At 42.3% G+C, this 26690-nt stretch carries 23 protein-coding genes and 2 other annotated features; all 23 genes read right to left on the minus strand.

Annotated elements, in window-relative coordinates; all coding sequences use genetic code 11:
• Positions 1 to 293: 293 nt before the first annotated feature.
• On the minus strand, positions 294 to 3890 hold the full coding sequence (rpoC, locus tag A6755_RS00635; RefSeq protein ID WP_053537043.1) for a DNA-directed RNA polymerase subunit beta': 3597 nt from the start codon (positions 3888 to 3890) through the stop codon (positions 294 to 296).
• A 184-nt stretch (positions 3891 to 4074) separates the two neighbouring features.
• Entirely contained in the window at positions 4075 to 7644 is a 3570-nt protein-coding gene (gene rpoB / locus A6755_RS00640; RefSeq protein ID WP_063589558.1) for a DNA-directed RNA polymerase subunit beta, read from the minus strand.
• A 238-nt stretch (positions 7645 to 7882) separates the two neighbouring features.
• A complete protein-coding gene (locus A6755_RS00645; RefSeq protein WP_063577540.1) occupies positions 7883 to 8488 on the minus strand; it encodes a class I SAM-dependent methyltransferase in 606 nt (201 codons plus the stop codon).
• Positions 8489 to 8683: 195 nt separating this feature from the next.
• Positions 8684 to 9043, minus strand: a complete 360-nt coding sequence (gene rplL / locus A6755_RS00650; RefSeq protein ID WP_048677872.1) for a 50S ribosomal protein L7/L12 — start codon at positions 9041 to 9043, stop codon at positions 8684 to 8686.
• A 62-nt stretch (positions 9044 to 9105) separates the two neighbouring features.
• On the minus strand, positions 9106 to 9606 hold the full coding sequence (gene rplJ / locus A6755_RS00655) for a 50S ribosomal protein L10 (protein WP_048677870.1): 501 nt from the start codon (positions 9604 to 9606) through the stop codon (positions 9106 to 9108).
• 39 nt (positions 9607 to 9645) lie between these two features.
• Positions 9646 to 9796 (minus strand) — a sequence feature (ribosomal protein L10 leader region).
• A gap of 50 nt (positions 9797 to 9846) precedes the next feature.
• Positions 9847 to 10539, minus strand: a complete 693-nt coding sequence (gene rplA / locus A6755_RS00660) for a 50S ribosomal protein L1 (protein ID WP_048677868.1) — start codon at positions 10537 to 10539, stop codon at positions 9847 to 9849.
• 104 nt (positions 10540 to 10643) lie between these two features.
• On the minus strand, positions 10644 to 11069 hold the full coding sequence (gene rplK, locus A6755_RS00665; protein ID WP_034305057.1) for a 50S ribosomal protein L11: 426 nt from the start codon (positions 11067 to 11069) through the stop codon (positions 10644 to 10646).
• A 174-nt stretch (positions 11070 to 11243) separates the two neighbouring features.
• On the minus strand, positions 11244 to 11777 hold the full coding sequence (nusG, locus tag A6755_RS00670; protein ID WP_048677866.1) for a transcription termination/antitermination protein NusG: 534 nt from the start codon (positions 11775 to 11777) through the stop codon (positions 11244 to 11246).
• A 257-nt stretch (positions 11778 to 12034) separates the two neighbouring features.
• Entirely contained in the window at positions 12035 to 12217 is a 183-nt protein-coding gene (gene secE / locus A6755_RS00675; protein ID WP_034305062.1) for a preprotein translocase subunit SecE, read from the minus strand.
• A gap of 50 nt (positions 12218 to 12267) precedes the next feature.
• The gene (rpmG, locus tag A6755_RS25780) at positions 12268 to 12417 is read right to left on the minus strand and encodes a 50S ribosomal protein L33 (RefSeq protein WP_072273931.1); all 150 of its coding nucleotides are present in this window, start codon (positions 12415 to 12417) and stop codon (positions 12268 to 12270) included.
• 193 nt (positions 12418 to 12610) lie between these two features.
• Positions 12611 to 13243 (minus strand): RNA polymerase sporulation sigma factor SigH, encoded by a 633-nt coding sequence (gene sigH / locus A6755_RS00680; protein WP_094246690.1) that lies wholly within the window; start codon positions 13241 to 13243, stop codon positions 12611 to 12613.
• A gap of 85 nt (positions 13244 to 13328) precedes the next feature.
• The gene (locus tag A6755_RS00685; protein WP_034305067.1) at positions 13329 to 13838 is read right to left on the minus strand and encodes an NYN domain-containing protein; all 510 of its coding nucleotides are present in this window, start codon (positions 13836 to 13838) and stop codon (positions 13329 to 13331) included.
• A 4-nt stretch (positions 13839 to 13842) separates the two neighbouring features.
• The gene (rlmB, locus tag A6755_RS00690) at positions 13843 to 14586 is read right to left on the minus strand and encodes a 23S rRNA (guanosine(2251)-2'-O)-methyltransferase RlmB (RefSeq protein ID WP_034305069.1); all 744 of its coding nucleotides are present in this window, start codon (positions 14584 to 14586) and stop codon (positions 13843 to 13845) included.
• Positions 14583 to 15005 (minus strand): Mini-ribonuclease 3, encoded by a 423-nt coding sequence (locus tag A6755_RS00695; protein ID WP_063589559.1) that lies wholly within the window; start codon positions 15003 to 15005, stop codon positions 14583 to 14585. Before A6755_RS00695 ends, rlmB begins: the two co-directional genes overlap by 4 nt.
• 3 nt (positions 15006 to 15008) lie before the next feature.
• Positions 15009 to 16406, minus strand: coding sequence for a cysteine--tRNA ligase (gene cysS, locus A6755_RS00700; protein WP_057276472.1), 1398 nt, complete (start codon positions 16404 to 16406; stop codon positions 15009 to 15011).
• Between the two features lies 1 nt (position 16407).
• Entirely contained in the window at positions 16408 to 17058 is a 651-nt protein-coding gene (gene cysE, locus A6755_RS00705; RefSeq protein ID WP_063589560.1) for a serine O-acetyltransferase, read from the minus strand.
• A gap of 85 nt (positions 17059 to 17143) precedes the next feature.
• Positions 17144 to 17392 (minus strand) — a binding site (T-box leader).
• Positions 17393 to 17434: 42 nt separating this feature from the next.
• Entirely contained in the window at positions 17435 to 18892 is a 1458-nt protein-coding gene (gene gltX, locus A6755_RS00710; protein ID WP_063589561.1) for a glutamate--tRNA ligase, read from the minus strand.
• Positions 18893 to 18981: 89 nt separating this feature from the next.
• The gene (gene ispF, locus A6755_RS00715) at positions 18982 to 19461 is read right to left on the minus strand and encodes a 2-C-methyl-D-erythritol 2,4-cyclodiphosphate synthase (protein WP_034305078.1); all 480 of its coding nucleotides are present in this window, start codon (positions 19459 to 19461) and stop codon (positions 18982 to 18984) included.
• A gap of 14 nt (positions 19462 to 19475) precedes the next feature.
• Entirely contained in the window at positions 19476 to 20165 is a 690-nt protein-coding gene (gene ispD / locus A6755_RS00720; RefSeq protein WP_034305081.1) for a 2-C-methyl-D-erythritol 4-phosphate cytidylyltransferase, read from the minus strand.
• A gap of 21 nt (positions 20166 to 20186) precedes the next feature.
• A complete protein-coding gene (locus A6755_RS00725) occupies positions 20187 to 21284 on the minus strand; it encodes a PIN/TRAM domain-containing protein (protein ID WP_063589562.1) in 1098 nt (365 codons plus the stop codon).
• A 226-nt stretch (positions 21285 to 21510) separates the two neighbouring features.
• Positions 21511 to 22584, minus strand: coding sequence for a DNA integrity scanning diadenylate cyclase DisA (gene disA / locus A6755_RS00730; protein WP_034305085.1), 1074 nt, complete (start codon positions 22582 to 22584; stop codon positions 21511 to 21513).
• A gap of 2 nt (positions 22585 to 22586) precedes the next feature.
• Positions 22587 to 23975, minus strand: a complete 1389-nt coding sequence (gene radA, locus A6755_RS00735) for a DNA repair protein RadA (protein WP_034305087.1) — start codon at positions 23973 to 23975, stop codon at positions 22587 to 22589.
• A gap of 198 nt (positions 23976 to 24173) precedes the next feature.
• Positions 24174 to 26615, minus strand: coding sequence for an ATP-dependent protease ATP-binding subunit ClpC (gene clpC, locus A6755_RS00740; protein WP_034305090.1), 2442 nt, complete (start codon positions 26613 to 26615; stop codon positions 24174 to 24176).
• Between the last annotated feature and the right edge of the window lie 75 nt (positions 26616 to 26690).

Genomic DNA, 26690 nt, shown 5'->3' on the forward strand with positions numbered 1-26690 from the left:
TCCATATCCTCCAAAGTTACAGGGTAACATAGGAGCACCTTTGCTATAGTATCATTATAAGTCGGATACTGTCAACTTCTTTCAAAGAAATAATTCAAGCAAAAGGTTTTCCTTACATAATTCTATTAAGATTTTCAATTTTCCCAAACGGAAATTATCAAATTCTCATAGGCTTTTCAGCTGGCCTTTAGTAATAAGAGAGACCAGCTCAATAAATTCTGATCCTTCATCTCCTCCAATAGGAAACGGGAGTGTGGTTTTCAGTTTAAATTATTGAGCTGGTCCTTTTTCCATTAATCCACTGTTACTGTATCGGCACTTTCGTCAACAACGACAGGGTTTGCTTTTCTGTATCTAAGCATTCCCGTTCCTGCAGGGACAAGTTTACCGATGATGACATTTTCTTTAAGCCCAAGCAATTCATCACGTTTTCCTTTTATTGCTGCATCAGTCAAGACCCTAGTTGTTTCTTGGAATGACGCGGCGGACAAGAAGGAATCCGTTTCAAGAGATGCTTTTGTGATACCTAGCAATACAGGACGGCCTGTAGCCGGTAATTTGTTGGTCAGCAATGCATCAGTGTTTGCAGTAGTGAACTGGTTGACATCCAATAATGTTCCTGGAAGCACTTCAGTTTCACCTGCATCAAGCACACGGACTTTACGCATCATTTGTCTAACCATTACCTCGATGTGCTTATCACCGATTTCAACACCTTGCATCCGGTATACTTTTTGAACTTCATGAAGCAGGTATTCCTGAACAGTAAGCACGTCTGTAACCTTCAACAATTCTTTCGGATCGATGGAACCCTCTGTCAACTCTTCACCACGACGGACAGGTGTATCAACAGTTACTCTTAAACGTGCTGTGTACGGCGCAGTATATGTGCGTGATTCAACAGCACCTTGAACAACGATTTCCTGTTGTTTATCCCGAATTTCATTGATGGAAACAATCGTTCCTTCAATTTCGGAAATGACAGCTTGACCTTTAGGATTTCTTGCTTCAAATATTTCTTGGATACGAGGAAGACCTTGAGTGATATCGTCCCCAGCAACCCCACCTGTATGGAATGTACGCATCGTCAACTGTGTACCAGGTTCTCCGATTGATTGAGCGGCAATGATACCGACTGCTTCGCCCACTTCAACTTCTTGACCGGTAGCCAAGTTGCGTCCATAACATTTTTTACATACACCATGGCTGGTGTTACATGTAAAGGCAGAACGGATCCATGCTGTTTCGATTCCAAGTGATTCAATATAGTTAGCAAGATCTTCAGTAATAAGATCGTTTTCAGCCACGATTACTTCATTTGTTTCTGGATGTCTGATCGCTTTTCTTGCATAACGGCCAACTAGACGCTCTTCAAGATGCTCAATTATTTCAGTACCCTCTCTCAAGGCTGAAATTTTCAAGCCGCGGTCCGTTCCACAATCGTCATCACGGATGATGACATCTTGGGCAACGTCAACAAGTCGACGGGTAAGGTAACCGGAATCGGCCGTTTTAAGCGCTGTATCGGCAAGACCTTTACGCGCACCATGTGTAGAGATGAAGTACTCCAACACGGTTAAACCTTCACGGAAACTTGATTTGATCGGTAATTCAATGATACGTCCAGCCGGGTTGGCCATCAAACCACGCATACCAGCAAGCTGCGTAAAGTTGGAAGCATTACCACGGGCACCGGAATCACTCATCATGAAGATCGGGTTGCGTCGGTCCAGGGAGTCCATAAGTTTGGACTGAATGGTATCCTTGGCAGCACTCCAAATCGAAATGACGCGATCATAACGCTCATCCTCAGTAATAAGACCGCGTCTGAATTGTTTCAAGACGTTATCCACTTTGGTTTGAGCCTCAGTAATGATTTCTTGTTTTTCTTTTAAAACGACAATATCAGCCACACCAACGGTAATACCAGCTTTTGTCGAATATTTGAATCCAAGATCTTTCATCCGGTCAAGCATTTTGGATGTTTCGGTAATTTTAAAGCGTTTAAAGACTTCCGCGATGATATTTCCAAGAATTTTCTTCTTGAAAGGATCGATAGCAGGTTGGGACTTAATCAATTCAGGGATATTAGCGCCCTTTTCCACAAAGTATTTCTCTGGAGTTTTGGTTTCCAGATTATAACGTGTCGGTTCGTTAATATACGGGAATGATTTAGGTAAAATTTCATTGAAGATCAATTTTCCAACAGTCGTAATTAGAAGTTGGCCGTTTTGTTCTTCAGTGAATGTTTCATTATTTAGTGACGATGCATGTACGGCACAACGGGAATGTAAGTGTACATATCCGTTTTGGTATGCAAGTAATGCTTCACTTGTATCTTTAAAGATCATACCTTCACCGATAGCGCCTTCTCTTTCCAACGTTAAGTAATAGTTACCTAATACCATATCTTGAGAAGGTGTAACGACAGGTTTACCATCTTTAGGGTTCAAAATGTTCTGTGCTGCAAGCATAAGCATGCGTGCTTCGGCTTGTGCTTCAGAAGATAGAGGAACGTGGACCGCCATTTGGTCACCGTCAAAGTCAGCGTTGTAAGCTGTACATACGAGCGGATGCAAACGAATTGCGCGACCTTCAACCAACGTTGGTTCAAATGCTTGGATCCCAAGTCTATGAAGAGTCGGTGCACGGTTCAATAGTACTGGGTGTTCTCTAATAACTTCTTCTAGGACATCCCATATTTCAGGAGATAAACGTTCAATTTTGCGCTTAGCGGATTTGATGTTATGCGCCAGACCTCTTTGAACAAGCTCCTTCATTACGAATGGTTTGAATAATTCAATCGCCATTTCTTTCGGAAGACCACATTGGTACATCTTTAAGTTTGGTCCGACTACGATAACGGAACGGCCAGAGTAATCAACACGTTTACCAAGAAGGTTTTGACGGAAACGACCTTGTTTACCTTTTAACATGTGAGATAAAGATTTTAACGGACGGTTACCTGGTCCAGTTACCGGACGGCCACGACGGCCATTATCGATAAGAGCATCGACAGCTTCTTGCAGCATACGCTTCTCATTTTGAACGATAATGCTTGGTGCTCCAAGGTCCAGTAATCTTTTCAACCGATTATTACGGTTTATAACACGGCGATATAAATCATTTAAATCAGATGTGGCAAAACGTCCTCCATCAAGTTGAACCATAGGACGAAGCTCCGGTGGAATGACCGGAAGCACGTCAAGGATCATCCATGAAGGCTCATTTCCGGAGTTACGGAATGCTTCAAGCACTTCCAAGCGTTTGATTGCACGGGTTCTGCGTTGTCCTTGAGCTGTTTTAAGCTCCTCTTTCAACGACTCTACTTCCTTTTCCGTATCAATATCTTGTAAAAGTTTTTTAATAGCTTCCGCACCCATGGCAGCTTGGAATTTCTTACCGTATTTTTCACGGTATGTACGATATTCCTTTTCAGAAAGAAGCTGTTTCTTTTCTAAAGTCGTATCGCCCGTTTCAGTTACTACGTAAGATGCAAAGTAAATAACTTCTTCCAAAGCCCGTGGAGACATATCAAGAACAAGTCCCATACGGCTAGGAATTCCTTTAAAATACCATATGTGTGAAACTGGTGCTGCCAGTTCAATATGTCCCATACGCTCACGACGCACCTTAGCACGGGTGACTTCAACGCCACAACGGTCACAGACTACGCCTTTATAACGAACACGTTTATATTTTCCGCAATGACATTCCCAGTCCTTTTGAGGTCCAAAAATTCTCTCACAGAATAAACCGTCTTTTTCTGGCTTTAACGTACGATAGTTGATTGTTTCTGGTTTTTTAACTTCTCCATGGGACCAAGAACGAATCTTGTCTGGTGAAGCAAGACCAATTTTCATATACTCAAAATTATTAACGTCTAACAAGGGGCCTACCTCCCTTTTAATCTCCAGGTTTAACCCTTGATTGCCGTCACGTTATGAGGCAATCTTACACCGGATGATGGTTGATTGAATCAATAAGGCTCTAACAAGGCAGCATGATTTTCTAATGAACATCTCGCTGCCAGTCAGAGCAGGTAATATATAACTGATATGTTTATATTTAATTTTATTCTTTGACAGGTGCCCCTACTTCGGAAGCAACCATATCTTTAGTTTCTGAATCAAGGCTTAATTTGTCTGCTTGGTTGGCTTCATCTTCATCTTCCAAATCACGCATTTCGATTTCACGATCTTCGGCATTGAGGATTTTAACATCCAATCCTAAACTTTGAAGCTCCTTAATCAATACTTTGAATGACTCAGGAACGCCTGGTTCAGGGACATTTTCACCTTTGACAATCGCTTCGTACGTTTTAACACGACCTACGACATCATCTGATTTAACGGTTAGGATTTCTTGTAATGTATAAGCGGCACCATAAGCTTCAAGTGCCCATACTTCCATCTCACCGAAACGCTGTCCACCAAATTGCGCTTTACCACCAAGTGGTTGCTGCGTAACAAGGGAGTAAGGTCCAGTTGAACGTGCATGAAGTTTATCATCGACCATATGCGCCAGTTTGATCATGTACATGACACCAACTGATACACGGTTATCGAATGCTTCACCTGAACGGCCATCATAAAGGACAGTTTTTGCATCACGGGACATCCCGGCTTCTTCAATCGTACCCCAAACGTCTTCCTCAGTGGCACCATCGAATACAGGAGATGCTACATGAATGCCAAGTGCGCGTGCAGCCATACCCAAGTGTAGCTCCAACACCTGACCGATGTTCATACGTGAAGGTACACCCAATGGGTTTAACATGATGTCGACTGGAGTGCCGTCCGGTAGATAAGGCATATCTTCTTCAGGAAGAATCCTGGAGATTACCCCTTTGTTACCATGTCGTCCGGCCATTTTATCGCCTTCATGGATTTTACGTTTTTGAACGATATATACACGTGCGAGTTGGTTTACACCAGGAGGCAGTTCATCGCCGTCTTCTCTGTTAAATACTTTAACATCAAGAACGATTCCTCCGCCGCCGTGAGGTACACGAAGTGATGTATCCCTTACTTCACGTGCTTTTTCACCGAAGATTGCATGTAATAGACGTTCCTCAGCAGTCAGTTCCGTTACACCTTTAGGCGTGACTTTACCAACGAGAAGGTCTCCGTCTTTCACTTCAGCACCCACACGGATAATTCCGCGCTCATCAAGATTACGAAGCGCATCTTCCCCTACGTTAGGGATATCGCGGGTGATTTCTTCAGGCCCTAATTTTGTATCGCGTGATTCAGATTCATATTCTTCAATATGAATGGAAGTGTACACATCATCTTTAACCAATCGTTCACTCATGATGATGGCATCTTCATAGTTATATCCATCCCATGTCATGAAGGCTACCAATACGTTACGTCCAAGTGCCAACTCACCTTTTTCCATTGAAGGACCATCAGCAAGAATTTCACCTTTTACGACATTGTCGCCAACACTTACGATAGGGCGTTGATTATAGCACGTTCCTTGGTTGGAACGAATGAATTTTAATAGACGATATTTATCAAGATTTCCTTTTACTTGCTGCCCGTCTACTTCACTTATCCTACGTACCCATACTTCACGTGATTCAACGTGCTCTACGATACCAGGGTGTTTACAGATTACGGCAGCACCGGAGTCTTTCGCTGAAACATATTCCATACCCGTTCCTACCCGAGGGGCTTCCGGTTGAAGCAAAGGAACTGCTTGACGTTGCATGTTCGCTCCCATAAGGGCACGGTTGGAGTCATCGTTTTCCAAGAAAGGAATACATGCAGTCGCGGCAGATACAACCTGTTTAGGAGAGACATCCATGTAATCTACGCGGTCACGCGGAACAACGGTATTTTCACCGCGGAAACGTGCAACAACATCGTTATCAAGGAATGAGCCGTCATCCGACAGTCGTACATTCGCTTGGGCAACTACATAGTTATCTTCCTCATCAGCTGTTAAGTAATCGATTTGGCTTGTAATTTTACCTGTTTCAGGGTCCACGCGGCGGTATGGTGTTTCAATGAAGCCATATGGGTTAACCTTTGCAAAACTGGATAACGAGTTAATCAAACCAATATTCGGTCCCTCAGGCGTTTCAATCGGACACATGCGGCCATAGTGGGAATAATGAACGTCACGCACTTCAAAGCCAGCACGCTCACGTGTCAGACCACCAGGTCCCAATGCGGATAGACGACGTTTATGCGTCAACTCAGCCAATGGGTTCGTTTGATCCATGAACTGGGAAAGCTGTGAACTTCCAAAGAACTCCTTAATGGATGCAATGACCGGGCGAATGTTGATTAGTTGTTGTGGAGTGATTGTGTTCGTATCCTGAATGGACATTCTTTCACGGACAACACGCTCCATACGGGATAAACCAATTCTGAATTGGTTCTGCAGCAATTCACCAACGGAACGCAGACGACGGTTACCTAAATGGTCAATGTCATCCGTGATTCCCACACCATGCAATAAATTAAAGAAATAACTGATGGAAGAAATGATATCAGCCGGTGTAATGTTTTTGACCTGGTCGGTCACATAAGCATTACCGATGATATTGATCACTTTTTCGCCTTCAGCATCGTTTGGTGCAAACACTTTAATAGGTTGAAGAAGAGTTTCTTCCTCTACTACACCACCTGATGGATGGAATGTTTTGAATCCTATTCCACCTTCGATATGAGGCAGAATCCTATCAAGAGTCCGACGATCAAGCATTGTACCTTTTTCAACAATGATTTCTCCCGTTTCAGGATCAATCAAAGTCTCTGCAATACGTTGTCCGAATAAACGGTTCTTAATATGCAGTTTTTTGTTTATTTTATAACGGCCTACATTAGCTAAATCATAACGTTTCGGATCAAAAAAGCGTGATACTAAAAGACTTTTCGCGTTTTCGACAGTAGGCGGTTCACCTGGGCGTAGACGCTCATAGATTTCTAGTAATGCTTTTTCCACACTCTCGGTGTTATCCTTTTCAAGAGTGTTGCGAAGGTATTCGTTGTCACCGATCAAATCGATGATTTCTTGATCTGTTCCGAATCCAAGGGCACGCATCAATACCGTGATCGGTAATTTCCTGGTGCGGTCGATTCGAACATACACAACATCCTTGGCGTCTGTTTCGTATTCGAGCCATGCGCCACGGTTAGGAATAACGGTCGCAGAGAACCCGAGCTTACCGTTTTTATCCATTTTCCCATTGTAGTAAACACTCGGTGAGCGCACTAATTGGGATACAATTACCCGTTCAGCACCATTGATGACAAATGTACCTGTTTCAGTCATCAGCGGGAAGTCGCCCATAAATACATCTTGGTCTTTTACTTCCCCTGTTTCTTTGTTAACAAGGCGCACTTTCACACGAAGTGGTGCAGAATACGTAACATCGCGTTCTTTTGTTTCTTCCACAGAATACTTCGGCTCAGCTAAGCTGTAATCGATGAATTCTAACGATAAATTACCTGTAAAATCCTCAATAGGAGAAATATCCTGGAACATTTCCTTTAAACCTACATCTAGAAACCATTGATAAGAAGCTGTTTGAATTTCAATCAGATTCGGAAGGTCCAAAACCTCACTGATTCTTGCATAACTTCTACGTTGGCGGTGTCGTCCATACTGAACAAGTTGACCTGTCAACTGATTCACCCCTTAAATCAAGCGTTATAAGGATCCATTTGCCTCGGAAAAGGAATCATTTCCATAGACAAAAAGAAAATGGTTTTTATTTTAAAAACCACTATTTCTCATAAAACGAACTATTATTTATATATTTTTCCCATATTATCCATTGATTATACACCAATGGTATAAAAATTGCATAGTTACGGAATTATATATATGCATTTTATAATACTAACATAGCGAAAATTTAGAGTCAAACCTTTTTGGATAATAGTATATAGTAACCTTTTTTCTTAACAGGCACTTCAACATTTCCAAATAATTGCTCCATTTTATCCATTGCGGATGGAGCCCCTTGTTTTTTTTGAATGACAACCCATAATTCTCCACCAGCTACCAAACTGCGATAGCTTTCTTCTAAAATTTCGTGGACTACACTTTTACCTGCGCGAATGGGAGGGTTCGTAAGAATCGCTGCGAATTGATTGGAGGCAACTTTGTCAAAACGATCGCTTTCGTAAATCTTCACATTTGCGATCCCATTAGAAGCAGCATTCTCTTTTGACAATTCAACTGCCCGGCTATTTATATCAATCATTTCTATCGTTCTATCGGGATAAGCTGCCGCAATCGATATTCCGATCGGTCCATACCCGCAACCAACATCGAGAATATTTCCTTCTACAGCTTCACTAAGGTTGAAACTCTCAACCAAAAGACGCGATCCGAAATCAACTTCCTTTTTCGAAAAAACACCATTATCACTTTTGAAGCGAAATGTACGTCCCTTTAATGTGAAATCCCAAAATTTCGGATTGCTTACGACATCCGGTTTATGTGAGTAGTAATGCTCTGTCAGAGTCATCTCCCCCTATCAGAAAGGAATATTGAAGATTTAATGAGAGAAGAGAATTGAAGAATGGATGCTTGCACGCCGGAATGTTCCAGTAACGATATCCTCGTTACCAAACCATTAACGGCCAGTTCCCGTCATTTCTTTAAAAATGAAGAAAAAAAGCCCGCCAATGATAGCGAGCTTTTTGTTTATGCAAGATTACTTAACTTCAACGCCAGCTCCAACTTCTTCAAGTTTAGCTTTGATTTCTTCAGCTTCTTCTTTAGAAGCGCCTTCTTTGATTGCTTTTGGAGTGTTGTCAACAAGTTCTTTTGCTTCTTTAAGTCCAAGACCTGTAACTTCACGTACAGCTTTGATAACTTTGATTTTTTGATCTCCAGCTGATGTAAGAACTACATCAAACTCAGTTTTTTCTTCAGCAGCAGCGCCACCAGCAGCAGCTACAGCTACAGGTGCAGCAGCAGTTACGCCAAATTCTTCTTCGATTGCTTTTACAAGGTCGTTTAATTCTAAAACAGTCATGTTTTTAACTGCTTCAATGATTTGATCTTTAGTCATTTTTATTTCCTCCTCGAAATGGTTGGTTTTTTTTGAATCAGCAGGCTAAATAAGCGGTTAGCTTACGCGCCTTGTTCTTCTTTTTGCTCTGCAACAGCTTTTGTAGCAAGAGCAAGTCCGCGCATAGGTGCTTGTAGCACGCTGAGTAGCATTGAAAGTAGGCCTTCGCGTGAAGGTAGTTCTGCAAGAGCTTTAATTTCTTCAGCAGTTGCAACATTTCCTTCGATAACTCCAGCTTTGATTTCTAACGCTTCATGTTTTTTCGCAAAATCGTTAAGGATTTTTGCTGGCGCAATAACATCTTCAGTTGAGAATGCAATTGCGTTTGGACCTGTTAATGATTCGTTCAAAGCGCTAAGTTCAGCACTTTCAGCAGCACGGCGAGTCATAGAGTTTTTGTAAACTTTAAACTCAACGCCAGCTTCACGAAGTTGCTTACGAAGTTCTGTTACTTCAGCAACAGTCAATCCACGGTAGTCAACAACTACTGTTGATTGGCTTGAAGTTAACTTTTCAGAAATCTCAGCAACGATTTTTTGCTTTTGTTCAATAATTGCGTTCATCCTTACACCTCCTGTAGATTTGCTTGAAAACATTTATACCGTTTCAAAGAAAAAGCCTTCATCTCTATTGCAGACATGAAGGCAGTAATTTCAAAAGTCATAGTCAAGGACTATTATTATCGAATTACCTCGGCAGGGAATTAAGCTCGTAATGAGCACCTACTGTCTACGGTACAAATAGTATTCATTTATTCACAACAAAACTTATTATAACAATAATAGTTTTGGTATGTCAATTATTTATTTGAAAGAAGAAGGATCAACTTTCACGCCAGGGCCCATTGTAGTTGTTACAGAAACGTTTTTCATGTAAGTTCCTTTAGCAGCCGCAGGTTTAACTTTCAATAATGTATCATAGATAGTAGTGAAGTTTTCCACTAGTTTAGCATCTTCGAAAGATACTTTACCGATTGGAGCATGGATGTTACCAGCTTTATCTACGCGGTATTCAACTTTACCAGCTTTGATTTCATTAACAGCTTTCGTTACATCGAAAGTTACTGTGCCAGTTTTAGGGTTAGGCATTAAACCTTTAGGTCCTAATACACGGCCAAGTTTACCAACTTCACCCATCATGTCTGGAGTCGCAACGATTACATCGAATTCGAACCATCCTTGTTGGATTTTGTTGATGTAGTCAGATTCGCCAACGTAGTCAGCACCAGCAGCTTCCGCTTCTTTTGCTTTTTCGCCTTTTGCGAATACTAATACGCGTTGAGTTTTACCAGTACCATTCGGAAGAACAACAGCTCCACGAATTTGTTGGTCAGCTTTCTTAGGGTCTACGCCTAAACGGAAAGCAACTTCAACAGTCGCATCGAATTTTGCGAAGTTTGCTTTTTTAGCAACTTCGATTGCTTCAGTTACAGCATAAGCCTTAGAAACTTCTACAAGCTTAGCTGCTTCAAGATACTTTTTACCTTTTTTTGCCATGATATAAATCCTCCTAAATTGTGGTTTTAACGGAATGACCTCCCACGAATAAAGGTTGCGAGTATCAATCGCAACCCCGTAGAAACAAATAGCAATTACATGGATTAGTCTTCGATGACAATACCCATGCTGCGAGCAGTACCTTCAACCATACGCATTGCAGCTTCAACGCTTGCAGCGTTTAGGTCAGGCATTTTAGTTTCAGCAATCTCGCGCACTTGATCACGCTTGACTGTAGCAACTTTATTACGGTTAGGTTCACCAGAACCAGACTCGATACCAGCTACTTTCTTAAGCAATACTGCAGCCGGTGGAGTTTTTGTAATGAATGTAAATGAACGGTCTTCAAATACCGTGATTTCAACAGGAATAATTAGACCAGCTTGATCTGCTGTACGAGCGTTGAACTCCTTACAGAATCCCATGATGTTTACACCAGCTTGACCTAATGCAGGACCGACTGGCGGTGCCGGATTCGCTTTACCAGCAGGAATTTGCAATTTAACCATTTTAATTACTTTTTTAGCCACGAGACACACCTCCTTATAAGTCCGTGATGTGGTAATAGGGTAATACCCTCCCACTCATCTTGAATTCTTTATATATTAATAAAGAATGCTTGTATCGTTGAGGCCTAAAAATTGAAACATACTGACCTTTGAAATTTTACCACTTTCAAAAGGCAATTTCAAGTTTTTTTCCGTTTATAATTTTTCCACTTGATTAAAATCAAGTTCTACCGGTGTATCACGGCCGAACATATTGACTAGGACCCTTACTTTTCCTTTGTCTTTATCAAGTTCTTCAATCGGTCCTGCAAAAGTTGCAAATGGTCCTTCTTTAACTTGAACCGTATCACCGATTTCAAAATCAACTTCGATTTTGCTCTCATCTACGCCCATGCGTTTAAGAACGACTTCAATTTCCTCCGGAAGCAATGCAGTCGGTTTTGACCCAGCTCCAGATGAACCCACGAAACCTGTTACCCCAGGCGTATTCCGGACAACATACCATGAATCATCCGTCATGATGATCTCAACCAACACATAACCTGGAAACACTTTCTTTTTGGTCACTTTCTTTTTGCCATCTTTCACTTCTGTTTCTTCTTCTTCTGGAACTACAACGCGAAAGATCTTGTCTTCCATCCCCATAGTTTCAACACGTTTTTCCAAGTTAGCTTTAACCTTGTTCTCATAACCTGAATAGGTGTGAACTACATACCAATTCTTTTCCATGTGTTAGGACTTTAACGTCCTTCCCTCCCTGCAATCGATCATTTTCTTTATTAATCTTTATCTTTGAACGTTTTAGCCAAAAACCATACAGGCGTCATCCCGAACTTAACTAGAATATATTGTGATGATTCGTATTACAGCAGCACTCGTTTTTGAACTTCTTCACTTATTAAAAAAGACAAATTAAAAAACCCGTTTCCGGGCTTTTCTGCTGACACATATTATTCTATCACTATTATACCTTATTTTCGAATCTCTTATTCAATAACTAAGCGAATTAATTCGGAAATACCCAAATCGACCACTGTAAAGAATAAAGCCATAAATACTACAGTCGTTACCACCACGATTGTATATTTGGTAAGCTCCTTGCGTTTCGGCCAGCTTACCTTTTGCATTTCGCGAGCGACTCCGCTGAAAAATTCGGTAAAACGTTTCATGAATGTACCTCCAAGCATTAGAAGCTTCTGTCAATCTATTTATAAAACGGTTATTTCGTTTCTTTGTGAATCGAGTGTGAGTTGCACGTACTGCAAAATTTCTTGATTTCCAGCCGTTCGCCGCTTGTCGATTGTTTGCTCTCATAACTATAATTTCTTGAACCGCAATCGTTGCAGGCAAGAACTATTTTTTTTCGCATTAGATACACCTATCCTATCTACTATATCCATAAAACCTTATCACGACTGTTTTTTATTGTCAATATCAAAGCGGGTTCTACCCATTATGGACAACGTAAATCAAAACATCGGCTTTCATCTAAAAATCTTAGTGAATAAAAAACTTCCATGTGGAGAAGGGACAGATGAAATTAAGCGGAAAAAGCGGAGGGATTATAAACTGATTTCCCTTACTTCCAGATAGCGCTCGAGCTTTCTTTTCACCCGCTGAAGGGCGTTGTCGATTGACTTAACATGCCGGTTCAACTCTTCCGAAATTTCTTGGTAGGTTTGTCCATCCAGGTAAAGAGCTAACACTTTTCTCTCAAGATCACTCAGGAGCTCGGCCATCTTTAATTCGATATCGTCAAACTCTTCTTGGTTGATGATCAGTTCTTCCGGGTCCAAAACCTTCGTACCCGATATGATATCCATTAGAGTTCGGTCCGATTCCTCATCATAAATTGGCTTGTCCAGGGAAACATAGGAATTGAGCGGAATATGTTTTTGACGTGTTGCTGTTTTGATAGCTGTAATGATCTGCCTCGTAATGCATAGTTCTGCAAATGCTTTAAAAGAAGATAACTTATCCCCTTTAAAATCACGGACGGCTTTATATAAACCAATCATACCTTCTTGCACGATGTCTTCCTTATCGGCACCAATCAAGAAATAAGTCCTTGCCTTCGCTCTTACAAAATTACGATACTTTTGGATCAAATAATCAAGCGCTTCACTGTCTCCAGTGTGCACCAACCCTATCAATTCATCATCCTCAAACTGAAGATACTTTTCGTTCAGCTTCATTCCGAATTTGAGACCCACATTATATCCCCCTGACCTGACTCAGATAGAAATATTATACAGCAGGTAAATTTTACCCGTCAATGGTTCAAATTTTCCCCCGGCGCCATTTTTCGAAAATTTCTGCCACTTCTTCACTTAAAGGAATTTTAGCAACTGGTCTTATCGTTGTTGTTTTTCTTACATCTTTCTTGATTTCGCCTTGAATTTCTTCCATTTCAATTAGCAGTTCACGAGCGGATTTCCTTAGAGCCCCTTGGCCAAAGATCACCCACTGTTCCGTGAAGTCAGAGGTTGCCACTTGAATTTGCGTTTTGACATTATTCAGTTCGATGGCCATCTTTTCTATTCTTTCATCCGCAGTTTCATTTTCTTTTGTAAAAATTACGTCAACTTTGTGATTTTTGAATATGCGGGCAATTCCCTGAACATATTGAGCATCAAATACGACAATTACACGGTATCCGGTAAATGCTTGATATTCCGCCATCATTTCTATCAATCGGTCCCTTGCAGCAGCAAGATCCCGTTCTTTTAATTCTCTCAGTTCCGGCCAAGCTCCAATAATGTTATAACCGTCCACCAACAGAATATTCATTTCGTCATTGCCCTAGGGGATTTCTTTTTCTATAAACCTCATACATCAATAAACCGGCTGCTACCGATGCATTTAACGAAGTTACTTTTCCTGCCATTGGAAGACGGATGAGAAAATCACATTTCTCTTTCATTAACCGGGCCATGCCTTTTCCTTCGCTGCCGATAACAAGTCCGATAGGCATCTTTCCGTCCATGTTACGGTAATCATCGCTGCCTTTCGCATCGGTACCGACTATCCATACCCCTCGCTCTTTCAATTCTTCCACCGCTCTTGCCAAATTTGTAACGCGAGCTACAGGAATATATTCGATTGCACCAGTCGAAGCTTTAGCCACTGTTGCCGTCAAGCCAACCGCTCTTCTTTTCGGTATGATGATTCCATGGGCCCCGACTGCATCGGCCGTCCTCATGATCGAACCTAAATTATGCGGATCTTCAACCTCATCAAGGATCATGAAAAAAGGTGCTTCGTCCCGTTCAGCCGCTTTAGCGAATAAGTCATCCAGCTCCACATATTCATATGCAGCCACTTGTGCGATAACGCCTTGATGGATGCCTTCTACCATTTGGTCAATTTTTTTCTTCGGTACGATTTGCACGAGAACCTTCTTTTCCTTCGCGAGACCGATAAGTGGTTGCATCGAGCCTTTTTGCGAGCCCTCGGCTATCCAAATTTTATTAACTTCCCGTTCGGAGCGAAGTGCCTCCAATACGGGGTTTCTGCCAATGATATATTCTTCGCTCATGGGTTACTCCCCTTTTCTTCTTCAATGTATTCAATGGATTTTTTGATGAGTTCTTCCATTCTTTCTATTCGACCGGATAAATACAAAAATCCCATAAGAGCCTCGAAGGCTGTACTGTAGCGATACGTTTGCACATCTGTATTCTTCGGTACCGTACCGGATTTCGCATTTCGGCCGCGCCGAACGACAGCGGATTCCTCGTCCGATAGCCAATCTGACTCCAGAAAGAAGTGGATGATTTTATTTTGCGCTTTAGCAGCTACAAAAGATGTAGCTTTTTTGTGAAGTAGATTGGGCTTGACCGCCCCTTTTTGAATGAGGTGATGCCGTATATACGTTTCGTATACAGCATCACCTATATATGCTAAAGCAAGACTGTTCAGCATTTTTGCATCTACCTTACTATCGTAATGAAGCATTAATTACCCTCTTTTCCATCTTGTACCTTGAGGGGTATCCTCTAATATGATATTCATGTTTTTCAAGCGATCGCGAATTTCATCAGATAATCCAAAATTGCGGTCTTTCCGCGCTTGAATCCTTTGCTGTATCAACCCTTCAATTTCTTCATCCAGAAGCCCCTCTTCTTCAAGGGACAAACCGAGGACAGAAAATAAGGTGTTGAATTTATCAAGGAAAGCATCAATCACTTCCTTGTCTGTGTTTTTCTCCATCAAGTAATAATTTGCCTGTTTGGAAAGTTCAAAAAGCATGGATATTGCATTAGCCGTGTTGAAATCATCGTCCATTTCCTTAATGAATTGTTCATGTAAATCATTAAGCTTCTCCAACCAAACATCATTATTCTCAGTCAATCCGTCACTTACTTGAAGGCGATGCTTTAAATTTTGATATGATGTCCTTAAGCGTTCAAGGGACGCTTTTACATTTTCAAGCACTTCTTCACTATAATTGATCGGATGACGGTAATGTACTGATAACATGAAGAAGCGTAACACTTGTGGATCATGCTTCTGAATGATGTCATGCACAAGGACGAAATTGCCTAAGGACTTAGACATTTTTTCATTCTCAATATTTATATACCCATTATGCATCCAATAATTCGCAAAGGTCTTACCCGTCAATGCTTCGGATTGTGCAATTTCATTTTCATGATGCGGGAATGCCAGATCTTGACCTCCTGCATGAATATCGATGGTATCCCCCAAATACTTTTTGACCATTGCGGAGCATTCGATATGCCAGCCAGGACGCCCCTTACCCCATGGGCTCTCCCATGATATTTCATCATCCTTGGCCGCTTTCCAAAGGGCAAAATCAAGGGCATCTTGTTTTTTCTCCCCTATTTCAATACGTGCCCCCACTCGAAGCTCATCGATGGACTGATGTGAAAGCTTGCCATATCCCTCAAACTTACGAGTGCGGTAGTACACATCCCCTTCCGATTCATAAGCGAATCCTTTCTCGATTAACGCCGAGATGAATTCAATGATTGCATCCATGTTCTCCATTACGGTCGGGTGAGCATCCGCTTTTTTGCAGCCCAATGCCGACACGTCTTCAAAATACGCCTTGATGAAACGCTCAGATATGGTCGGGACATCTTCCCCCAATTCTTTTGCCGCGCGAATCAGCTTATCATCCACATCCGTGAAGTTCGAAACGAATTGCACATCATATCCACGGTAATCCAAATACCTACGAACGGTATCGAATACTATTGCCGGTCTTGCATTGCCAATATGAATGTAATTATAGACAGTGGGTCCGCATACATACATCTTCACTTTTCCCTCTTCAATCGGGACGAAGGTTTCCTTTTTTCTTGTTGCTGTGTTATATATTTTAATCGCCATATTATAGACTCCTTTCTTCCTGCTTCTGTTCGGCCAACCTTGCTCTTAAGGCTCTGATTTCACTATCCAATTCCTTAAAGCGATCAGCGATTGGATCAGGAAGATCACAATGATTTAGGTCTTTATTGATTTTGATACCATCTTGAATGACCACTTTACCTGGAATGCCCACCACTGTAGAATTAGGTGGCACTTCCTTTAAAACGACCGACCCCGCACCGATTTTCGAGTTTTCCCCAACAGTGATGGAACCCAGCACTTTTGCTCCTGTAGCTATCAAAACATTATCCTTTATCGTAGGATGACGTTTTCCCTTTTCTTTTCCGGTCCCCCCAAGGGTTACACCTTGAAAGACGGATACATTGTCGCCAATTTCACAAGTTTCGCCAATGACGATCCCCATTCCATGGTCAATGAAGAAACGACGGCCAATCGTAGCCCCTGGATGAATTTCAATTCCGGTAAAAAACCGGCTGATTTGAGATATGCTTCTCGCCAGGAAATAGAATTTCCTCTTAAATAGTGCGTGAGCCATCCTATGACTCCAAATCGCATGTAAACCCGCGTACGTCAATATGACTTCCAAATAGCTGCGTGCAGCAGGATCTTGATCAAAAACCACTTCGATATCTTCTTTAAACATCTTTAACAAAATGATTCCCCCCTATGTTCCGTCCTTTTCCAACATCCCCTTTTGAAGCTTTTAAAGCATATAAAAAAGCGTCTCTGTCCAAATAGACAGAGACGCTTGAAGCGCGGTTCCACTCTGTTTGGAATGTACGAATCAGGTAAAGCTTTTTCCTGTTTTTTCATCCCCAACTTTAATCCCTGTAACGGAGGACATCCCGCCTGTGCCTACTATAGGTTAGTTCAGCAAAGGACTCAAGGGTGCATTTCAGAAAACGAGAGGCCTGAACCACTTTCAGCAGGTTATGGTTCTCTCTAAAAAGCTTCGTTTACTTACTTCTCCCCATCTACGCGTTCTTTTGTAAGATTATTAAATACTATATTACATTTTCGACAAATTGTTAATATAAAATACTCTGAATACGCTGTTTAATTTTTTCTTGGCCCAGTAATGAAATTGCCTTAGGCAAGTCAGGACCATGTGTTTGACCCGTGACGGCAGCCCTTATTGGCATGAATAATTTTTTCCCTTTATGGCCTGTGCTTTTTTGTACGGCTTTAATCGACTTCTTGATTTCATCCGCATTAAATTCTTCAAGCCCTTCAATCTCCTGAAGGAAAGCTTTCATGACTTCCGGTACCTGTTCTTCAGCCAGCACTTCCTTAGCTTCTTGCTCGAACTCGACCTCATCCTTGAAAAACAGTTCAGAAAGCTCGACTATTTCCGCTCCATAGCTCATCTGCTCTTGAAAAAGTGAAACAAGCCCATTTACCCACTCTTCTTCTTCGGCGGTCAGTGTCTCTGAAACCTTCCCGTCTTTAATTAAGTGAGGCAATGACAATTCCACTGCACGATTGACGTCCAATTGCTTCACATATTGATTATTCATCCAAGTAAGCTTTTGCTTATCGAAAAGTGCAGGTGATTTAGACAGACGGTCAGCATCGAAAAGATTTATGAATTCTTCCTTCGTGAATATCTCTTCCTCCCCGACCGGAGACCATCCTAGTAATGTAATGAAATTGAATAAAGCTTCAGGTACATAACCAAGCTCTTCATATTGCTCAATGAATTGAATGATCGACTCATCACGTTTACTCAGTTTCTTCCTGCTTTCGTTTACAATCAGCGTCATATGTCCGAATACCGGCGGTTCCCAGCCGAAAGCTTCATAAATCATCAATTGTTTTGGAGTATTGGAGATATGATCATCACCGCGAAGGACATGGGAGATCTTCATCAAGTGATCATCGACGGCCACTGCAAAGTTATAAGTTGGAATGCCATCTTTTTTAACGATGACAAAATCACCAAAGCCATCCGTTTCAAATGAAACCTCATCCTTGACCATATCTTTGAAGGTAAGGACCTTCCCAGCTGGTACGGCAAAGCGAATGCTCGGTTTTCTTCCTTGTGCCACTAGTTCCGCTTGCTCTTCCTCAGTTAAATGCTTGCACTTCCCGGAATATTTTGGCGTTTCATTGCGTTCGACCTGTCCTTCACGCTCTGCTTCAAGCTCTTCTTCCGTACAATAGCATTTATATGCTAAACCCTTATCCAAAAGCTCTTGATACAATTCCTGATAAAGGTCGTTCCTTTCGGATTGACGGTATGGACCGTATTCACCGCCAACATCAACACCTTCATCCCAATCCATGCCAAGCCATTTCAAATATTTAAGCTGACTTTCCTCTCCGCCTTCAATATTTCTCTTTTGGTCGGTATCTTCAATACGGATGATGAATTTCCCGCCTTTATTTCGTGCGTATAAATAATTAAATAAAGCAGTCCGTGCATTACCAATATGTAAATGTCCAGTCGGACTCGGTGCATAGCGAACTCGAATATCGCTGCTCATGATATATATAGACCTCCCAGTCGTTCTATTCTATTGTTTATATTATCATTTAAATACATTGGGATAAAGGCATCCACTCTAAAAACGATTTAGTTTGATTTGACCAATAAGACAACAGCCTGTGCCGCGATTCCTTCGCCCCTGCCTGTAAATCCAAGTTTCTCCGTAGTGGTCGCCTTTACATTAATCCTGTCTATCGAGGCATCTAGAAGTTCTGCAATCCTGCCTCGCATTTCCTCGATATAAGGTGCCATTTTCGGGCTTTGTGCAATGATTGTACAATCCGCATTGCCTAGGGAATATCCTTCTTTTTTTACGATCGCCCAAATATACTGCAGCAGTTTTGCCGAATCGGCATCTTTAAATTCAGGGTCCGTATCCGGAAAATGCTTACCGATATCCCCTGCACCAATTGCCCCCAAGCAGGCATCGGCAACAGTATGCAGAAGGACATCCGCATCCGAATGACCCAGCAGTCCTTTCTCATACGGAATCGTAATCCCGCCAATTATCAAAGGCCTGCCTTCCACAAGCTGATGAACGTCATATCCTTGTCCTATTCTAAACATATCATTCTCCCCAATCATCGTTTTCCATGTTGTTGTTTATGTAAAATCGCTTCTGCAAAATAAAGGTCTTCCTGAGTCGTAATCTTAATATTATCATAATTGCCCTCAATAATAACTACCTGTTCATTGATCCGCTCTAGTAAACTTGCATCGTCCGTCCCTAAAAATCCTTCAGCTTCTGCCTGTTCATACGCCCTTTTTAATATGGATACACGAAAAGCTTGTGGAGTTTGCACCGCCCACAAGCTTGATCGTTCCACTGTTTCCAATACCTTTTTGTTTGCCGCTTTTTTAATCGTATCCTTAACGGGCACTGCAATTACGGCACCTCCATGAAGGGAGGCGGCAGTAGTCAATTCACTGATTTGACCTAGGGTAATAAAAGGGCGGGCACCGTCATGGACCAGGACGATGTCTTCATCTGCATGTTGCAGTCCATTATAAACGCTTTGTTGCCGCTCCTTGCCACCCATGACCAGTTTCTTGACCTTTTTAAGACCATACGCTGCTATCAATTGATTGAAATAATCCTTTTCTGCCGGGTTTATCGAAAGGATAATCCCCCGGCAGTCAGGATCTTCTTCGAAGACACGCAGTGTATAAACAATGATCGGGATACCCGATAGTTCAATAAAAAGTTTATTCTTGCCCGCTTTCATTCTTTTGCCTTGTCCAGCTGCAGGTATCACTACTTCATAAAACATAACGGTTTCTCCTACTCTTCTTTATAATGCTTTTTCTAATAGTTTCGGTTTAGCGAATATCATGCGGCCTGCAGAGGTTTGCAATACACTTGTGACAAGTACATCGATCCGTTTCCCGATATGGTCACGGCCACCCTCGACAACGATCATGGTTCCATCGTCCAAATAAGCGATGCCCTGGTTCTGCTCTTTCCCGTCCTTTATGACCTGAACGTTCATCTCTTCCCCAGGAAGTACAACAGGTTTTACGGCATTGGCCAGGTCATTGATATTAAGTACCGCCACATTTTGAAACTCGCATACTTTGTTTAAATTGAAATCATTGGTAACGACCATTCCGCCCGATATTTTGGCAAGCTTCACCAGTTTACTGTCCACTTCCTGAATGTCTTCAAAATCCCCCTCGTACATCTCCACTTTAATCGGCAGGTCTTTTTGAATCCGATTCAGGATATCCAAACCGCGCCTTCCACGATTCCTTTTCAATGCATCAGATGAATCGGCGATGTGCTGTAATTCGTTTAATACGAATTGAGGAATGACTATGGTACCCTCCAGAAAGCCTGTCTGACAAATATCCGCAATTCTGCCATCAATGATGACGCTTGTATCGAGAATCTTCAGGCGCTTGCTATACCCCTCTTCATCCTCTTCGCTTGCTTCACCATCCGTGTTCTTTTTCTTATTGCTTTTCGTGAATAAACTCAATAGCTCATCGCGTTTTTTAAAGCCCACCTGAAAACCAAGATATCCAAATAAAAGCGTAAGGATGATAGGAACCACTGTATTCAAAATGGGAACCTTGATGGCACTGAATGCGGATCCAACCAAGAACGCTGCCAGCAATCCAACTAAAAGACCTACGCTGCCAAAGATTATATCCGTAATCGGTATCTTTACAAGCTGTTCCTCCAGCCATTTCATAAAATAGATCACGTGATCTACTGCCCAAAAAGTTATAAGATAAAAGATAATGGCACCGAACAGTACACTTACATAAGGATTGTTTAATAAAGCAATATCGTCTGCATGTAAAACAGTTAATAATTCCGGAATAAGCAACATACCAAGTGTTCCGCCTACTATTAAGAAGCATGCTTGTATAATGCGTTTTAACATCCCTTTCACCTCCTTCTACTCATTATTGACCAATAAAATAAAATGAAACCTTCGAAAATTCGTTTTCACTATATACGTTAAATTCACTTAAGGAATTAGTGGATTTACAAATATGAATTCTTCTCTTTTTCGTAATATTAGCCTAGCACCCCGAGTTTTGAGTGTCAAAAATAAACACCAATCAATTTCAGGCCCGTTCAGGAGTATTTTTAAAGCCGGCTGCACCTTACATCCTTCTATTTGTGACCAGCTGATTTTTCAAAATTCGGAGTCCTTCTTTAATTTTATTGGCCCGGACTTCTCCTATGCCCTCCACATCGTCAAGGTTTTCAACCGTAGCTTTATTGACTTCACTAAAGCTTCCGAACTGTTTCACTAAATTTTCGATGATCAAACCCGGCAAGCGTGGGATTTTATGAAGAATACGGTAACCACGGGGATGTACTGACTCATCAAGATGAATGTATCCATGATAGCCCAGCACCTTAAGAAGAATGCTTTCATCCAGTTTTTCCTGCATGGCCAACTCTTGAAGCCTAAAAATGATTTCCTCGGGATTTTCATCATTACTGGAGGTATAATCCTTGATAAGCCATTTCCCTTCCGTTTCAATATCTGCCAGGATTTCATTCATTTGCAAACGGATCAGCCTTCCTTCCGTACCAAGCTCATTAAGGTACGTCAGCAGCTCCGCCTTGATCCTGAGCACCATCACATAACGGTGAAATACCTGCAAAAGATCGGCATAGGTCACGATTTCCTCAAACTCGAGCGCTCCTAAAACCGATATGCTCTGCTGCAGGACCACCTTGTATTTTTCCAAGGTCTGGATGGCTAAATTAGCCTTGGCAAGTATGACTCCTATATCTTTAAGGGCATACCGGAAATTGCCCTGATATAAAGTGATGACATTCCGGCGTTGTGAGATTGCGATGACCAACGACTTGGTCTCCCTTGCCACACGTTCCGCTGTCCTATGTCTCATTCCCGTTTCAGTGGAAGGTGTACTGTTATCAGGCACTAATTGGGCATTTGCGAAAATGATCTTATCGGCGGTTTCATTTAAAATGATGGCCCCGTCCATCTTCGCCAACTCATATAATGTGCTGGGGGTACAGCTGCAGTTGATTTCGAAGCCGCCATCCACGATCGTTCGCACCTTCTCATTATATCCGGCCACTATCAAACCGCCCGTGTTCGCCCTCAGGACATTTTCAATACCTTCCCGAAGCGGGGTACCCGGTGCTACGATTTGCAGAATTTCCAATTTTGTTTTCTCATACCCTTTTTTATCTGTCATGCTTAACCCCCTAACGATTGTTTAAGAGCCTCCGAAACCGATGAAACACCAATGATCTTAATACCTTTCGGCGCGGTCCACCCTCCTATATTATTAGCCGGTATGATAGCCCGCTCAAACCCTAATTTCGCTGCTTCCTGCACCCTTTGTTCAATTCGTGACACCCTTCTAACTTCACCAGTCAGCCCCACTTCACCAATGATGCAATCGGCAGGGTTTGTTGGTTTATCACGGAAGCTTGATGCAATGCTTATTGCGACAGCGAGGTCAATTGCCGGTTCATCCAGCTTGACACCGCCAGCAACCTTTAAATACGCATCTTGGTTTTGGAGCAGCAAGCCCACTCTCTTTTCCAGGACAGCCATTAAAAGCGAAACTCGATTGTGATCAATTCCCGTGGCCATCCGCCTCGGATTGCCAAAACTCGTAGGAGAAATCAATGCTTGAATTTCAACAAGCACCGGCCTTGTGCCCTCCATGGATGCGACGACTGTGGATCCCGAAGCTCCTTGCGACCGTTCTTCAAGGAAAATTTCCGATGGATTCGCCACCTCTTCCAATCCATGTTCTTTCATTTCAAAAATACCCATCTCATTCGTCGAACCAAAGCGATTTTTAACCGCACGTATAATTCGATATGTATGGTGTCTTTCCCCTTCAAAATATAATACGGTGTCAACCATGTGCTCAAGCAGCCGTGGTCCCGCAATGGCCCCTTCTTTTGTAACGTGACCGACGATAAAAATCGCAATCCCGTTCGTTTTAGCAATGCGCATGAGTGAGGCTGTGCATTCCCTCACTTGTGAAACGCTTCCCGGGGCAGATGTAACCTCCGAATGGTAAACCGTTTGAATCGAGTCAATAATGACCAAATCCGGTTTAACGTCTGTAATTGCCTGTTGAATATAGTCCATATCTGTTTCAGAATAAACGAATAGATTTTCCGACATGGTCCCAAGCCGGTCCGCTCTCAATTTGGTTTGCTTGACTGATTCTTCACCTGATATATAAAGCACTTTTTTCTGTTTATGCGCCAATTGGGATGATACCTGTAGAAGCAGGGTGGACTTACCGATACCCGGGTCCCCTCCGATCAATACAAGTGATCCCTGTACGATCCCGCCCCCAAGAGCACGATTCAATTCCATTAGATCCGTCTTAATGCGTGGTTCTTTTTCCGATTGAATGGTCGTTATGGGTGCTGCCTTCTCCCGTTCCCCGGAAACTCTAACCTCTGAATGGGTAAAAGCGCCTTTTCTTGCAGGTTTAACGATTTCGGTTTCCTCGACCATTTTGTTCCATTCACCGCAGCCTGGACATTTCCCCATCCATTTCGCGGACTCATACCCACAAGACTGACACATAAATTTCGTTTTCTTTTTTACAGCCATAAATTACTCCTCTTCCTTTGGAAAAAATATCTATATTAAGGATATTATATCTCTGTTTTATTTAAACCTTCTTAAGGCTAAGTTTTTTTAAAAAAATATTCACTTTGCTTGTCCCGTTTATACTCATATCTACCTATGGATAAAAAACAGAGGTACACTGCAAAAGAATCTGCGTGTACCTCGAAGTTTAGGATCAGGTTATTCACTTACATTAACAGGCTCGCCTTGTCGGATTGCAAACTCATTATTCACGACATCCATTACGACCGTTTGCCCTTTTTTCACGTTGCCCTTAAGCAACTCTTCGGATAGATAATCCTCTACATGCTTTTGAAGCGCCCTGCGGATTGGCCTTGCCCCATATTCCGGATCAAAACCTTCCGTGGCAATTTTTTCTCTAGCCGCATCTGTCAGCTCCAAGTATATCTCCTGTTCTTTCAAACGGGTAGTAAGCTGATTTGACATTAATGTAACGATTTGTTTCAAATGATCCTTCTCTAATGAGTGGAACACGATAGTTTCATCAATACGATTCAGGAATTCCGGACGGAATGCACGTTTGAGTTCTTCCATCACTTTCCCTTTCATATTTTTATAGTCCTGCCCAGTATCCTGGATGTTAAAGCCGACATACTTATCAGTTTTCAAGGCAGACGCCCCTACATTCGATGTCATGATCAGAATGGTATTCCTGAAATCGACAGTACGTCCCTTGGAATCTGTCAGTCTTCCGTCTTCCAACACTTGAAGAAGAATATTGAAGACATCCGGATGCGCCTTTTCTATTTCATCAAGAAGAACGACGGAGTATGGTTTCCTCCGCACTTTTTCCGTTAACTGACCGCCTTCTTCGTACCCAACATATCCTGGAGGCGATCCAACAAGACGTGAAGTCGAATGTTTCTCCATATATTCGGACATATCGATGCGGATCATGGCATCTTCATCACCAAAAATGGATTCAGCCAAAGCACGGGCTAGCTCGGTTTTACCGACCCCTGTAGGCCCCAAGAAGATGAATGAACCAATTGGACGCTTAGGATCTTTCAAACCTGCCCTTGCACGTCGTACTGCTTTAGAAACCGCAATGACGGCCTCTTCCTGCCCAATTACACGATCATGGAGGATCGACTCCATATTAAGCAGTTTGTCTGACTCCGTTTGCGCCAATTTAGTGACCGGCACTCCCGTCCAGCTGGATACGACGTGTGCAATGTCATCCACGGTCACTTCACTGTTTTCCTGCCCTTGTTTTTCTTTCCAAGTTTTTTTCGTTTCTTCCAATTGTTCTCTTAAGCGTTGTTCTGTATCGCGAAGCGAAGCTGCTTTTTCAAATTCCTGACTTTGAACGGAAGCATCCTTTTCCTTGCGAACATCATCTAGTTTCACTTCAAGTTCCTTTAGGTTAGGTGGCGTTGTGTATGAGCGCAGCCTAACTTTGGAACCAGCTTCATCAATCAAGTCAATCGCTTTATCAGGTAAAAAGCGATCGGAAATATAACGGTCTGATAATTTGACTGCAGCATCAATCGCTTCGTCAGTGATCGATACGCGGTGATGTGCCTCATAACGGTCACGAAGACCTTTGAGAATTTGGATGGATTCCTCAATTGTCGGTTCATCGACTTGGATTGGCTGGAAGCGACGTTCAAGGGCAGCATCCTTTTCAATATACTTGCGGTACTCATCCAAAGTTGTAGCACCGATACATTGTAATTCACCACGGGCCAATGATGGTTTAAGGATATTGGAGGCATCGATGGCACCTTCTGCACCACCTGCACCAATCAATGTATGCAATTCATCGATGAATAGGATGATATTACCTGCCTGGCGTATTTCATCCATGACTTTCTTCAACCGATCCTCAAATTCACCCCGGTATTTAGTGCCAGCCACAACAGTACCCATATCAAGTGTCATGACGCGTTTATCACGTAAAATCTCAGGTACCTCATTATTGATAATCTGTTGGGCAAGCCCTTCAGCAATGGCTGTTTTACCAACGCCAGGTTCACCGATCAATACTGGGTTATTTTTTGTACGGCGGCTTAATACCTCAATGACACGCTGTATTTCCTTACTTCTTCCGATAACCGGATCCAAGCTTCCTTCCCTGGCAATCGCCGTTAAATCACGGGCAAGGCCATCTAGTGTCGGCGTGCTTGCATTTGCAGCGGCTGAACCTTGATGACCACCTGATTCATTGCTGCCCAAAAGTTGTAATACTTGTTGTCGGGCTTTATTTAAACTTACTCCCAGATTATTCAATACGCGGGCAGCGACACCTTCCCCTTCTCGTATAAGACCTAGAAGGACATGCTCTGTCCCAACATATGAGTGACCTAATTTTCTTGCTTCATCCATGGAAAGCTCAATGACCTTCTTGGCTCTTGGGGTATAATGTATCGTTTGAGCCGTATCCTGTCCACGGCCAATTAAATTTTCCACTTCTTTCTGAATCTTCTCCGGACCCAATCCAAGAGCATATAACGCTTTGGCTGCAATACCATCACCCTCTCGGACCAGGCCCAGTAAAATATGTTCCGTGCCAATATTATTATGACCTAAACGGATTGCTTCTTCTTGGGCTAATGCTAATACTTTCTGGGCTCTTTCAGTAAAACGACCAAACATCATAGGGAATTCCTCCTTAAGAATTTTCGTTTTGAATAAAATTGCTGGCAATTCTCTAAGTAATGGCAGAAGCTTATT

It is taken from the genome of Peribacillus frigoritolerans, from assembly GCF_001636405.1.
In the GTDB taxonomy this organism is placed as follows: domain Bacteria; phylum Bacillota; class Bacilli; order Bacillales; family DSM-1321; genus Peribacillus; species Peribacillus frigoritolerans.

Bases quoted from the DNA above. Each gene is read 5' to 3' on its own strand.
- rpmG (WP_072273931.1), bottom strand. From the start codon at position 12,417: ATGCGAAAAAAAATAGTTCTTGCCTGCAACGATTGCGGTTCAAGAAAT.
- nusG (WP_048677866.1), bottom strand. From the start codon at position 11,777: ATGGAAAAGAATTGGTATGTAGTTCACACCTATTCAGGTTATGAGAAC.
- rlmB (WP_034305069.1), bottom strand. From the start codon at position 14,586: ATGAGCGAAGAATATATCATTGGCAGAAACCCCGTATTGGAGGCACTT.
- clpC (WP_034305090.1), bottom strand. From the start codon at position 26,615: ATGATGTTTGGTCGTTTTACTGAAAGAGCCCAGAAAGTATTAGCATTA.
- ispD (WP_034305081.1), bottom strand. From the start codon at position 20,165: ATGTTTTATGAAGTAGTGATACCTGCAGCTGGACAAGGCAAAAGAATG.
- cysS (WP_057276472.1), bottom strand. From the start codon at position 16,406: ATGGCGATTAAAATATATAACACAGCAACAAGAAAAAAGGAAACCTTC.
- disA (WP_034305085.1), bottom strand. From the start codon at position 22,584: ATGACAGATAAAAAAGGGTATGAGAAAACAAAATTGGAAATTCTGCAA.
- ispF (WP_034305078.1), bottom strand. From the start codon at position 19,461: ATGTTTAGAATAGGACAAGGATATGACGTTCATCAGCTTGTGGAAGGC.
- rplA (WP_048677868.1), bottom strand. From the start codon at position 10,539: ATGGCAAAAAAAGGTAAAAAGTATCTTGAAGCAGCTAAGCTTGTAGAA.
- A6755_RS00685 (WP_034305067.1), bottom strand. From the start codon at position 13,838: ATGAATATTCTGTTGGTGGACGGTTATAACATTATTGGAGCTTGGCCG.
- rplJ (WP_048677870.1), bottom strand. From the start codon at position 9,606: ATGAACGCAATTATTGAACAAAAGCAAAAAATCGTTGCTGAGATTTCT.
- secE (WP_034305062.1), bottom strand. From the start codon at position 12,217: ATGAAACGTTTTACCGAATTTTTCAGCGGAGTCGCTCGCGAAATGCAA.
- A6755_RS00725 (WP_063589562.1), bottom strand. From the start codon at position 21,284: ATGTTAAAACGCATTATACAAGCATGCTTCTTAATAGTAGGCGGAACA.
- sigH (WP_094246690.1), bottom strand. From the start codon at position 13,243: ATGAAGCTGAACGAAAAGTATCTTCAGTTTGAGGATGATGAATTGATA.
- A6755_RS00695 (WP_063589559.1), bottom strand. From the start codon at position 15,005: ATGCTTCATTACGATAGTAAGGTAGATGCAAAAATGCTGAACAGTCTT.
- radA (WP_034305087.1), bottom strand. From the start codon at position 23,975: ATGGCTGTAAAAAAGAAAACGAAATTTATGTGTCAGTCTTGTGGGTAT.
- gltX (WP_063589561.1), bottom strand. From the start codon at position 18,892: ATGAGCAGCGATATTCGAGTTCGCTATGCACCGAGTCCGACTGGACAT.
- rplL (WP_048677872.1), bottom strand. From the start codon at position 9,043: ATGACTAAAGATCAAATCATTGAAGCAGTTAAAAACATGACTGTTTTA.